We start from the raw sequence: 12,168 nt of genomic DNA, 5'->3' as shown, positions 1-12,168 counted from the left end.
ACTAGTGCGCCGATGGTTGATTGATCTAATTCTGTTGTCACCCCTTCCCCGCCAGATACCGCCGCTTCGCCTCTTCCTGCCGCCCATAATCCCGCACCATGTTTGAGATCGCGACCTCATCCGACTTGTCGGCATAGCGGAACTCGCTATCGGCGTAGCGGTTGATTTCCTGAATCACCATATCCACAGTGATTTCCTGCGTCATGCCTCGGATCAGCGTCAGCTTTTCGTCGTAGGGTTTGAACAGGAACAATTCGGGGTTTTCCATCCACGCGTCCGGCAGTTCAAAATCCATCGCGCGGACTTTCACCGCGTCGGTGATGTTCTTGATCGCGCGGCCGGTGAAACGGGGATCAGCTTCTTGAATTGCTTTCAGGTAAGCCCCCAGTTTGGCAATGGTGTCGAGGCGACCGATGTCGCGGCTGACCTGATCCCAGACGCGCAGCAGCCCTTCCTCATGCGGGCGGGCGTGGCCTTCAAAACTGGCTGCGACGGCCCGTTTCATTTCTTGGGCGGCGAACAATTCATGCGCGCCGACCGGGATCTGGTGGTTCTTGCCCATCAGCAGCGCCAGAATATCAATGTAATCGTCGCGGGTTTGCGGGCCATCAACCAGGAATCGCGCCCCGGCCCGCTGGCGCAAGGCGTCATCAACGTTTTCGGGGTAATTGGAGAACATCCCAAAAGTGCAGTTGCCACGCACGACTGTATTGGCCCCGGCAAACGCCTCCATGAACACCGCCGTCACCTCTTGCTGGCCGGCGCTTGATTGTTTGTCGCCGCGCTTGCCTGCGATTTGGTCGATGTCATCAATCGTGCCGAAACCAATCACGCCGGTATCCAGAACATTGGTGATAAACGCCTTGGCATTCTGGCCGGATTTGCCCTGATAGCTGTCGATCTGATCAATCGAAAAATTCTGATAGCGGAACGGATAGCCCGCTGCCTTGCAGTAATCATTCAGCAACCCGGCCATCATCTGAATCAGCGTGGTTTTCCCGGTCCCCGGTGCGCCATCGCCCATGAAGGTAAAGATAAACCCGCCCATTTCAGCAAACGGGTTCAGTTTACGTTCAAAATCATAAGCCATAAGCATTTTGGCCAGCCGCAGGGATTGGTACTTTGCGATATGGTTGCCGACCACCTCATTCGGTTTCTTGAACGTCATGGTCAGGGCAGTGCCTTTGGCGGCAAGCGCAGGCTTGAAACCCGCAATCGTCAGCTTGTCCGCCTCCACCCGCCAGCTTGCGGCGGTAAAGCCCGCAACGCGCGGCGCGGTGTCGCTGCGCAGCGCGACCTTGGCCATCAACTGCTCAGCATAGGCGAGGATCGTCGCGACGAGGCTGGTGTCTTCGGTCGCATGGGCGGCGATGGCCTGGTCCAGTTCCCACAGCGCACCATGCAGGGCGAGGGGCGCGTTGTCGGTCAGCACCTCCTCCACCGGGTCGATATCGGTGCTGCGCTCGGCACTGTGCGGGGCGAGCAGGAAAGCGGTGGCGTTGCCGAAGGTGTAAAGCGTCGCCAGCGCCTCCGCCGCGAGAAGCTCGGTGAACTCTGGTTTGCGCTCAACCGGGAGATGCCCTTCCAGATTGGCCTTTTTCAACTCCACCAACGGCGTCTGGCGGGCGTATTCCGCCCCCACGGCCAAAGCGATGGACAACGCACGTCGCAGCGATTGCGCCACCGTGGCTTGAATGGGCGAGGTCAGCGGGTCGTCATCATCCTTTTCCGCGATCCGGTCGAGCAACCGCACCCCTTCGGCCCGCGCGGTGGAACGTGTCACCAGCCCCGGCGTGGTGGAGCGGAACCGCCGCCCCATCGCGGAGACCCCCGGCGATTTTTCCGGCGTGGTGACGGAATAGCGCGCGGTGGCGATGCGAGGGCTATGGTCAAACCCCATCAACATTTCGGTCGCAGCGAGGTAGTGCGATTTAATATCGTCTTCGCGCAGTTCCATCGTGTCGCGTGTTGTCATCTGAAAAACCTTTATTCTAAAGTCTTACCGCTGCGGAATGACGCGGCCACCCGCGCCGACCACGAATTTCCGGATATCGGCAAAGCCAGGCGGCTGCACCTCCGCCAGCGCCTGATAGGGGCGTTCGGGCAGAACGATCATCCGCTCCATCGACGTGGCACCTATATCGGCCAGCGCATTATCGCCGAACGGGCTGGAGGCGAAAATTTGGCGTTCAGCCGAAGAAAACCAACCGGTTTTCACCGTTTCCACCCGCTCGGCGCGCAAATCCTCCACCGTCCAGACCAGCGCCCAATCCTGCCCCGGTTCGGATTTCACATCGGCCAGCACCGCTGAAATCGGCCCCGATTGCAGGGTGAAGCTGTTGGAATACATCGGCCCAAGGTGAATGCGGCGCAGGCGCTTGGGGTGCAGATCGTCGAAATCGGTATCAAACCCTTTGGCGATTGTGACCAGCTTCAAACCGTCCAAAGACTGCGCCATCAGATGCGCCTGCACCTGCGGCCAGCGCCGGTCATCGCGCGGCAACGCGGTGCCGCCGCTGTCTTCCAGATCCATCAGATAGATAACCGGCAGATTGGTCTGGGTGTCATAAACCGCCCAATGCACAAGCCATGACTTGCGGTTCAGGGTTTCGCCCAACCATTGCACATCGGCATCATTGCGCGCCCAGAACTGGCCGCCACCCCGCAGGCTTTCATAATAAAGCCGCTGCGACATTGTGAATTGCAACCGGGTCGGGATCACCAATTCGCCGACAATCTGGCGGATCATCGCATCCTTGATCTCCGTCTCCGAGGGCAGTTGCCCAAGGTGCCGTTCGGCCTGCTGCGCATCATTGGCCATAACAAGCAGTTCCTGCGCAATCGGAAAGCCGCTTTCATGGCGATCAAAGGTCAGCTTTCCGGGCAACGGCCCATCAATCCGCCCGGTCATCAGGTATTTATAGCCCAGCGTTTGGAAGGTGATATTCAACCGTTGGACATAGGTGCCGATGATCCGGGATTCCGTTCGGGTCAGGCGGCCTTCCGACTCCAACTCCGCGGCGACATTGCCCAAATGGCCGGTGATGGCATTGAACTTGGCGAAATATTCGCGCACTACTCCGGTGTCAAAAAGCTCTGCGTGATCATCGGTAAGATTGTTCACTGCTCATCTTTCCTTTTGCGTCGGATATGGACGCCCAGCGCTGAAACCCCGACAAACGCCGCTAACGCGGCCAACTCCGTAAATGTGGGGGCGGCTTCAAAACCCGCCGTCAATGTGCCAAGGATCAGCAAGACAAGCCCCACCATCACCACCGCCCAAACCGACCAGCGGTCTCCCGCGCCGAAAAACATCACATAGAGCCCGTCGAGCGCCGGCGCGATGGCATCCCAAAACCGGCGCATTTCACTCGCCGTATTGGTTCTTGTCATGCTTCTCGACGATGGCGGCAAAGCGGCGTGCAAAGCGTTCATCGGCCTTGGCCTTTTGCTCTAGTATCTTGCGAGCATAGACCATGTGATCCTCATGCGCCTCCATCATATCGGCCATCCGGCTGTTGGTGGCGGCACCAATCGCGGCCATCGCGGCCTGTGCCTCTTGGTCCGTCTTGACGCCAATCTCGTTGATCCGATGCGCAACATCCTGCTGCTGCGCGGTCTTGAGGCTGGAGGTCAGCGCGTCATACAAAACCACCCGCTGCTTGGTGTCCGTTTGCAGCTTGTTGATCAAAACCATCTGAGTCGCCGCTTGGTTTTGCAGGCTGTCCATCCAGGTTTTGCCCTTTTCGATATACCGCTCCAACGTCTGCGATTTGGCCAGATTGACCTGCTCATCCTGTACCAATGCGTTGTAACGGGTGTTCAACTCCGCCAACTGGCTTTCCAGCTTGGTGCGCGCCGCAGCGTCCTGTTCCACGCTGATCTTGTTTTCCAATTCGATGATCTTGGGGTCCATTCCCGCGATCTCTGCCCGGACAGATTCAAGGCTGCCAACCGTGGTTTCACGTTCGCTCAACGTGCCGACCAGATTGGTCTCGACACTGGTCTTTTGCTTGTTGAGCAGGTCAAGCTGCCCTTCCAGCAATTTGACGATGATATCCGACTTGCCAATCAAGTCCTGCAACTTGTCGTCGATGGAGGCAGAGCGCATCCGTTCCTGCCGCATCGATTCAGATTTCGCGTTGGAAAAGACGCCGATAAAGCTTTCCATCCCGGTCTTGCCGCGCATTTCATCGAAATCGCGGCTGAACCCGGCGGTCACGTCATCCAGACCCATGATCAAATCGGCGATATTGGCGTTCATCAGGTCGGTGTGCTTGTGCACATCTTCCAACGTCGCGTTTTCCACATCAATCGCGGCTTCTCCCGCTTCGACCTTCGCCCGCGCGGCCTCAATCCGACTGGTGATTTCGGAAATCTTGGTCTGCGCTTTTGCGACTTGATCTTGGCTTTCGCGAATCTTGGTTTCGAAATCTGCCATGCTGGCCTCCGATGTAAATGCGACTAACATATGGGTGAGGGCTTTAGGTCATTCCAGCCCCATCCGCGAAAAATCGTCGCAGGTGAGGCGCCCCCGATTGGTGCCAAATTGCGACATGAGGCATGAGATTGCAAATTCTAACTGCGCGGCATCCGGACTAAACACCTCGATAACGACACCGTGGCGGATGATTTCAACCCGCCTAGGCTGATCGAACCGCAATCATGCTTGACCTCGCGCCACCGGCGGGCTGTCATCACGCAGCAACCCACAACCTGAACGGATCCCATGACCCTGCACGCCTTGCCCCTGTCGCGCGACGGAATAACACCTGAAATCACGGCCCCAGAGCACGAGAAGCTGATCGCCGGTGATCCGGTCCATACTACATGGAACGCCGAGGATCGCGACGGAATCTATTGCGGCATCTGGCAATCAACACCCGGAAAATGGCGCATTTCCTATGCCGAATGGGAGTATATGCGGATTCTTGAAGGGGTTTCGGTGGTAACGAATGAGAACGGCGTCGCAAAGACCCTGCGCGCAGGCGACAGTTGGATAATCCGACCGGGGTTCGAAGGGACTTGGGAAGTGTTGGAAACCACGGTGAAGGACTATGTGATCGTGCTGCGACAGGTCGAGCTACGGACGGCGATCGAATGAAAACACCCTCGGAGAAACCCCGAGGGTGTCAGGCAGCTTCAGGCCGTCAAAGTGGTACGTTACCCGCTTCGTCGGACCCCGGCACCATGCCATCGCGCGGGTCGTTGAACACCGGCAGCGGGTCGTTCGCGATGGCTTCCTTGCTGTAAATCAGGTCAGGATCAACCGGCTTTGCCGGAATCTCCACGCCGCGATTGAAATTTTCGGGGTCAACCCGCAGGGATTCCGCCTCTGACCGGACATGCACGGGGGTTCCGATCGGCACCATGTCATAAAGCGCGATCACATCATGGTCAAACATGCGGATACAGCCGGCGGAACTGGAATTTCCTATGGAATCCAGTGCATTGGTGCCGTGAATACGATAATAGGTATCACGACCACCCTTGTAGAGATAGAGTGCGCGCGCGCCAAGCGGGCTGCGCAAACCGCCACGGATGCCACGCGCAAACGGTCCGTAAATCTCCGGCTCCGTGCGCAGCATGTTCTTTGTCGGTGTCCAACCCGGCCATTTCTTCTTGACGCTGATCACACCATTGCCGCTGAAACTGCGGCCTGCACGACCTGCACCGATTGGAAAACGCACCGAATTCGATCCATCGCGCACGAAATAAAGAAACTTTGCGTAGGGGTCCACGTCGATGGTGCCCGGACTCTGTTCCCCCAGATAGGTTCCCGTGATGCGGCGGTTCACGCCTTGCAGATACTCGGGCGGAATCCCCGGCAGGGTATATCCGCTGTCATAGATCGGGCCATAGCCTTCGACAAAACCAGCGCTGGGTGACGGGCCCGACTGCGGCCCCGCACAAGCGGCGAGCAAGGCGGTGCCCGAAAGCGACATGAATTTTCGACGGTTCACAGGGCTGATCGTCACGTTGTTTTCTCCTCGTTCAGGAACTTGGGTCAGCAGCGCCATTTCCGCGCCGGAAGGTCAAGACGCTGGCCGCATAGGACAGCCAAATTAACCCATACGTTGCAATAAAGTGAAGCCCTGAACCAGTTTTAAGTTCCTTCGCGGCTGTCCCTCACAGAAGATGCTATCCCGATTGGATCATGGCGCAGGTCGTCAAGACCGATGCGTAGCCAGCGATTCGCACATCATCCCGGCTTGCTGTCCCCTACCACCCGCCCCTCTTCCAGGGTGATGACCCGATCCGCGAGTTCCAGTATTCGATTGTCATGCGTAACCATCACGGTCGTCACACCGCGCGACTGGCCAAGCGCTTTCAACATTTGAACCACGTTATGGCCCGAATCCTTGTCCAACGCTGCGGTCGGCTCATCTGCAAAGATGATCTCAGGGTTTCCTACCAAGGCACGGGCCACCGCGACACGCTGCTTTTGCCCGCCCGAAAGGTTTTGCGGCAGGTAATCTACCCGATCCGCCAGGCCCAACAGGCCCAAAATATGATGAACCGCCGCCAGTTGTTTGGAGCGGTCCCCGGCACCTTGCACCTCCAACCCCATCAACACGTTTTGCGTCGCGGTGAGGCTTTCATGCAGGTTATGCGCCTGAAAAATGAACCCCAAACGACGGCGTAAACGTACAAGAACCGCCTCGCTGGCACCGTGCAATTCATGACCCATCAACTCGATACTACCCTCCTGCACATTGCGCAGACAGCCCATCAGGGTCAGCAAAGTGGTCTTGCCGGAACCGGATGGCCCCATCAGCACCGTCAGCTTGCCGCCCTCCAACGCCAGATTCACATCCCAGATTGCCTGTTTGCGCGCCTCACCCTCACCAAAGAAATGATTGAGACCGCGCATGATGATAGGAGTATTCCCTACCATCAGAACAGATCCGCCGGGTCCGCTGCGGCAAGTCGCCTTGTGGCAATCACGCCGGAAATGGCACAGGCAACAAGTGTGCCGACAAAGACCATGATCGCACGCGGCGGGTCCATCAGCACCGGCAAGCCGCTGGCCGCACGAAGCCCGGCATAAAGCCCAAGAGAAACCAAAAAGCCGGGGATAAAGCCAAAGATCGCCAGAATGATCGCTTCTTCAAACACGATGCCAAGGAAAAAGCGTTGGGGATAGCCCATTGCCTTGAAGGTCGCGTATTCGCGCAAGTGATCTGCCACATCAGTCGAAAGCACCTGATAGACAATCACGATGCCCACAATCACGCCGATCAGCACCCCGAAGCCAAAGATGATGCCGGTGGGGCGCTGGGTGGTTTGATAGGCGTAGTCGGCATAGGCGGCATCCTTCAGACTGCGCACCATCACGCTTTCGACTGGCAACACCGCGCGCAACCGGTTCAACACCACCGGCAACGCCGCACCGTCATTCAGCTTCAGCAAGATATGGTTCGGCGCGCCGCTGCTGCGGTTGGGAAATAGCCGCAGAAAGGTTTGATCCGAAACGATCAGCGTTCCATCCGCCGTAAACCCGCCGCCGATGGCGAGCGAGCCGATGGTAGACAGGGTATGACCGTTCACCTCAAACGCGAAGGGTTTTCCCGCCAGAAGCCCGGCAAATGCCGTCTTGGGAATGCCGCGCGACTTTGTGTCGATGATCGCGCTATTCTCTGTCTCCAACCCCGGCAACAGCGCCGCCACTTCGGGTGCTGCGAAACCGGGGCGTTCCACATCAAAACCAAAGGTTTGCAGTTTTGAGACCGAGCCATCGGGCAGCTTGAACTCCAGTGTGCCGAGAAATAGCGGCATCGCTGACGCAACACCAGGCACGCCAAGCGCCTGAAACATCCGCGCACGCGCGATGTTGCTGCCATCGGTCAGCGTATGGGTATCGGTTGCCGAAATCATGATATCGGCGTTCAGCAAGGCATAGGGCGCAACCGTGGCCCCATTCAATGCGCCAAGAATGCCAAGTTGCAAGAACACCAGCAGGTTGGCAAAGGCAACACCTGCCACCGCCGCAACCAACCGCATCCGGTTGTGCGAGAGTTGCAGCCAACCAATCGGCAAACGCCCGAAAAGCCAGGTCAGAAGTGTGCTCATTCCGCGCGCCCCGCATCAATCCTGACCACCGTTTCCAGATTGGTGAAGTTTTGCGCCAGGGCAGATGATCTGGCGTCCAGCATGATGATCACATCGACCACCCGCGCATCGGTATTGGCGGCAGGCTCCGCCGAGGTGATGGACTGGCGGCCAATCTCCAACCCGATTGCGCTGACCGTTCCGGTCAATTCCCCCCGCAAGGCATCGGCAGTTATCGTCACTGGGTCGCCGATGGCAACACGGCCGATCATGGTTTGATAAACCTCCGCCTGCACCGTCATTTGCCGCGTATCGCCAAGGTTAATGATGCCGGCAACACCCGGCCGCTCCCCCGCGCGTGCGTTGATGTCAAGCACCTGACCGGCGATGGGTGCCCGGACATAGGCGCGTTCCATATCCTGCTCTGAACGGGCCAGGTCAACGCGGGCGGCGGCCAGATTGGCCTCCGCCACCGCAATATCGGTCTGTGTCGCCTCCGTCGTGGTCGCAAACCGGGACAGGGTGGCGCGGTTACGCTCAACATCGCGCCCCGCTTCAATCGCGCGGGCGGCGATCTGGTCAAGGTCGGCCCGTGTCGCAAGACCACGCTCAAACAGCGATGTCGCGCGGTCTAGGTCTGCCTTGGCGGCGGCGGCAGTCGCTTCGGCGCGTTCCAGCCCGGCCTGCGCCTCTTGCTTGCTGGCGTGGATGGTGGCACGGGTTTGCGCCAAGGCTGCCTCCCGCACGGCAACGGCGGCCCGGGCGCTGGCGGCTGCGTGCTGCAACTGTGGCAGGTTGTCCAGAACGGCCAATACATCGCCCGCGACGACCTGCGCGCCCACCGTGACATTGATCGCCGCAATCCGCGCATCACCCGCACCCGATGGCGTTGCAACGCTGGTTACATCACCGCGCGGAATGATGCGGCCCAATGCGACGACATCACCTTCGGAAATGACAGCGATTTCCTCTTGCGCGGTCACTTTCCGGATCGCCACCGCAATAGGGGTATCGGTTCCCGCCCCCGGCACCAGACCGGTTGCATGGAAAAACGCCCGCAAACCGGGAGGTTGAAAATACATGCCCACAACCGCGCCGGAAAAGAAGATGAACAGGAAAAGAGGCAGCAACAGCACCCAGCCTCTCCGCATCACGAACCGCGCGGAAACCGGCTTTGTAGCGGCCGGCGGCATTGGTGAAGCGCCATTGTCGATCAAGGGCAAAGCAACCTGCGCGTTATCCGGATGCTGTTGCATGATGGCCCTCCACTCTCGACAATTACCGACACATATGTCATTAATACTCGAAAATGCAAGAGACAAGGTTGCAAGATGCCCGAAAGAAAGCGCCAACGTCGTAAAGACGCCCGCCCGGAGGAGATCCTTACCGCAGCGCTACAGGAATTCGGCGAAAAGGGCTTTGCCAGCGCCAGCATGGGCAGCATCGCCACAAGGGCAGGCATCGCGCGCACGACGATCTATCTTTATTATGACAGCAAAGACGCGATATTCGAGGCCGCCCTGCTGGACCGTCTGGGAGGCATGATCGCCTCCGCCACCGACCTGCTGGCGATTGACGCGCCCTTCGCAACGGTTCTGGAACGGGTCTTGCGCACTTACTACGACCGCATCGTCGGCACCGATGCCGCAGTCCTGCTACGGGTGATGATCGCGGAAAGTGGACGCTTTCCCGCGCTTTCCGTCTTTCTGCGCGACAATATGCTCGCTTCGGTCGAGGCGTTGCTAACGCGCCTGATTTCCATCGGGATTCAACGCGGCGAAGTCCGGGCGGAAGTTGCGGCGCTTGACCTCAACGTCGTGCTCGCGCCTGCTGTTTTCGCGGTGGTCTTCGGCTTGATGTTCGGTGAAACAGCGCCGCTGGACAAGGAGCGATATATCCGCTCTCATCTCCAGATCATCCTGAACGGATTACGCGGTTAACCGCCGCCGTGCGATCACCTCAGCACCTGTCTGCGCCGTGATCCGGGCGATTGCTTCATCCACCGGCTCGATCACCACCGCCATGAAATGCCCGGTGGCGTGGATCATCAACTCCGCATCGACCATCATTGCAACATGACCCTTCCAGAACAGCAGATCACCACGCTGCAACGCCTCCGCCTCGGCAATCGCATCGCCCAAAGCGCGTTGAAGGTCGCTATCGCCGGGGCATGGGCGGCCACAGGCCAAAAGCGAGACCTGCACAAGGCCGGAGCAATCTATCCCCGAATGGCTGTTGCCGCCCCAAAGATAGGGCGTGCCAAGAAACAGGCCTGCCACCTCCACCGGGTCGCCGTACCAACGCCCGATGCTTTGCAGATGGCCGGACGGCACGAATCCATGCGGTGTTTCCGAGAAATTACCGGATTGGCCCACGACGTTGAGCCGGCTGCCAAAACTGATCCCCACGGATTGCGGGGCCTGCGCGCGCGGTTCCGAATAAAGGTGACTGGCGGGTGCCGCGACCCAATGGGTTACCTTCGTCGGCTCACACAGCGCGTTTTCAGGCAGATAGCCACAATAGCCGTCTTTGGTACTGCGTCCAAAGGCGAAACCGTCAAGCTCTTCGATCACCTCGAACCTATCGCCGAGCAGAAGTTGGCGCTCGCGCTTGCCGTTCGGTTCGGCCAGAAGGTCAGCAACCGGCACCGCCACCTCATAGGGTGTCACATCGGCGTAAGCGGGTGCCACGACCTGACCGGTCAGAGAGATATGGGCGACACGGGCATTGGCAAATGTCAGGCGGCGGTCGCTCATAGCGATGCCCCCAAAAGCTTCGGTAACGCTGCCAGCACCGCACGCGCGCCTTGACCCGCGCCACCCTTTGGACGCGCAGGCAATGCCGCCGGAACATGGCCGTATATGTCGAAATGGACGTAACTCGGATTGTCGACAAAGCGCCGCAGGAACAGCGCGGCGGTGGTTGATCCCGCAAACCCACCCGACGGCGCGTTGTCCAGATCGGCGATGCCCGGCTCAATCATCGACTCATAGCCCGGCCACAGTGGCATCCGCCAGACCGGATCGCGCACCGCCGTTGCCGCCTCCGTCAATGCCGAAGCGAACCCGTCGTCATCGGTGAAAAACGGCGCAAGATCGGGGCCAACCGCGACCCGCGCCGAACCGGTCAACGTCGCCATCGAGATTATCAGATCGGCCTTTTCCTCTCCCGCCAGCGCCAGCGCATCTGCCAGCACAAGCCGCCCTTCCGCATCGGTATTGTTCACCTCCACCGTCAACCCCTTGCGCGAGGTCAGGATATCGCGCGGGCGCATGGCTGAACCGGAAATCGCATTTTCCACCGCCGGTATCAGCACCCGCAGACGCAGTTTCAGCCCCAGCGCCATGATCATATGCGCCAGTCCAAGAACGGTCGCCGCCCCGCCCATGTCCTTTTTCATCAGCAACATGCCCGCAGCCGGTTTGATATCCAACCCGCCACTGTCAAAGCAAACACCTTTACCGACCAACACCAGACTTGGGCCTGCATCCCCCCAACGCATGTCGAGCAAACGCGGCGCGCGGCTGGAGGCCCGACCAACCGCATGAATCATCGGAAAGTTCTGCGCCAGCAAATCCTCCCCCGTGATCACGCTCAGGCTTGCGCCGTGGCGCGTCGCCAAAGTTCGCGCCGCTGCCTCCGACTCCTCCGGTCCCATGTCAGATGCAGGCGTATTGATAAGGTCACGGGTCAGACACTCCCCCGCCGCGATTGCCAACAAGCGGGTGATGTCAACACCTTCGGGCGCGCGCAGACGCGGCTGAAGGTGCGCGGATTTTCCGGGGCGATAGCGATCATACCGGTATTGCGCCAACAACCAGCCAAGCGCAGCTTCCGTCGCTTCCTCCTCCGACAACTCTCCCTCAAAATGCCAATCCCCTGCGGGAAGCGATGTCGCAGCCGAAAGGTCAAACCGGCTGCGTCGCCGTGTCGCCGCTTCGCCAAAGCCGATGACAGCCCCGGCAAGCTGCCCGTCCACGCCGGGCAAAACCCGAACATCACCCAATGCGGCCTTGAACCCCGTTGCATCCAGCCAAGAACGAATGGCCGCCGGCTGACCCGCAAGCCATGCGGCCAAGTCCAGCTCCCTCACGACATGAATCGGGCGGGAGGCAC

Annotated in this window: 12 protein-coding genes; 2 read left to right on the top strand and 10 right to left on the bottom strand. The window is 59.3% G+C overall.

Features of this window, described 5'->3' with window-relative positions; genetic code table 11:
• Nucleotides 1-37 precede the first annotated feature (37 nt).
• From L0H65_RS06400 to L0H65_RS06385, 4 genes are read right to left on the bottom strand one after another with little or no spacing between them, the layout of a single operon-like run.
• Nucleotides 38-1,975, bottom strand: coding sequence for an ATP-binding protein (locus L0H65_RS06400; protein WP_301458005.1), 1,938 nt, complete (start codon nt 1,973-1,975; stop codon nt 38-40).
• 24 nt (nt 1,976-1,999) lie between these two features.
• Nucleotides 2,000-3,124, bottom strand: a complete 1,125-nt coding sequence (locus L0H65_RS06395; RefSeq protein ID WP_301458004.1) for a hypothetical protein — start codon at nt 3,122-3,124, stop codon at nt 2,000-2,002.
• Nucleotides 3,121-3,366 carry a hypothetical protein gene (locus tag L0H65_RS06390; protein WP_301458003.1) on the bottom strand — a complete coding sequence of 82 codons (246 nt, stop codon included), beginning with the start codon at nt 3,364-3,366 and terminating at the stop codon, nt 3,121-3,123. The genes L0H65_RS06395 and L0H65_RS06390 overlap by 4 nt, the downstream gene beginning before the upstream one ends.
• Nucleotide 3,367: 1 nt before the next feature.
• Nucleotides 3,368-4,441 carry a hypothetical protein gene (locus tag L0H65_RS06385; RefSeq protein WP_301458002.1) on the bottom strand — a complete coding sequence of 358 codons (1,074 nt, stop codon included), beginning with the start codon at nt 4,439-4,441 and terminating at the stop codon, nt 3,368-3,370.
• 288 nt (nt 4,442-4,729) lie between these two features.
• Between L0H65_RS06385 and L0H65_RS06380 the strand changes: the two genes are divergently transcribed.
• A complete protein-coding gene (locus L0H65_RS06380) occupies nt 4,730-5,104 on the top strand; it encodes a cupin domain-containing protein (RefSeq protein WP_301458001.1) in 375 nt (124 codons plus the stop codon).
• Between the two features lie 46 nt (nt 5,105-5,150).
• On the opposite strand, the gene L0H65_RS06375 is transcribed toward L0H65_RS06380, so the two are convergent.
• The 4 genes from L0H65_RS06375 to L0H65_RS06360 all read right to left on the bottom strand — a co-directional run bounded on the left by L0H65_RS06375 (nt 5,151) and on the right by L0H65_RS06360 (nt 9,308).
• Nucleotides 5,151-5,978 (bottom strand): L,D-transpeptidase, encoded by an 828-nt coding sequence (locus L0H65_RS06375; RefSeq protein WP_301458000.1) that lies wholly within the window; start codon nt 5,976-5,978, stop codon nt 5,151-5,153.
• A 224-nt stretch (nt 5,979-6,202) separates the two neighbouring features.
• Nucleotides 6,203-6,874 (bottom strand): ATP-binding cassette domain-containing protein, encoded by a 672-nt coding sequence (locus L0H65_RS06370; RefSeq protein ID WP_301457999.1) that lies wholly within the window; start codon nt 6,872-6,874, stop codon nt 6,203-6,205.
• A 23-nt stretch (nt 6,875-6,897) separates the two neighbouring features.
• Complete coding sequence (gene devC / locus L0H65_RS06365; RefSeq protein ID WP_301457998.1) at nt 6,898-8,073, bottom strand: ABC transporter permease DevC; 1,176 nt, start codon at nt 8,071-8,073, stop codon at nt 6,898-6,900.
• Nucleotides 8,070-9,308, bottom strand: coding sequence for an HlyD family efflux transporter periplasmic adaptor subunit (locus tag L0H65_RS06360; RefSeq protein WP_301457997.1), 1,239 nt, complete (start codon nt 9,306-9,308; stop codon nt 8,070-8,072). Before L0H65_RS06360 ends, devC begins: the two co-directional genes overlap by 4 nt.
• A 75-nt stretch (nt 9,309-9,383) precedes the next feature.
• Between L0H65_RS06360 and L0H65_RS06355 the strand changes: the two genes are divergently transcribed.
• Nucleotides 9,384-9,992, top strand: a complete 609-nt coding sequence (locus L0H65_RS06355; RefSeq protein ID WP_301457996.1) for a TetR/AcrR family transcriptional regulator — start codon at nt 9,384-9,386, stop codon at nt 9,990-9,992.
• Here L0H65_RS06355 and L0H65_RS06350 read toward each other — a convergent pair.
• Together L0H65_RS06350 and L0H65_RS06345 are read right to left on the bottom strand one after the other, a co-directional pair.
• On the bottom strand, nt 9,981-10,808 hold the full coding sequence (locus L0H65_RS06350; RefSeq protein ID WP_301457995.1) for a C40 family peptidase: 828 nt from the start codon (nt 10,806-10,808) through the stop codon (nt 9,981-9,983). The two genes, L0H65_RS06355 and L0H65_RS06350, sit on opposite strands and share 12 nt — an antisense overlap.
• Nucleotides 10,805-12,168, bottom strand: a 1,364-nt coding sequence (locus tag L0H65_RS06345) for a M17 family metallopeptidase (protein WP_301457994.1), incomplete at its 5' end; no start/stop codon positions are given. The genes L0H65_RS06345 and L0H65_RS06350, both read right to left, overlap by 4 nt.

The organism is Pseudorhodobacter sp. (assembly GCF_030452865.1).
Taxonomy (GTDB): Bacteria; Pseudomonadota; Alphaproteobacteria; order Rhodobacterales; family Rhodobacteraceae; genus Pseudorhodobacter.
Note: the sequence above shows the minus strand (reverse complement) of the source record. Positions and strands in the feature narration are given on the sequence as shown.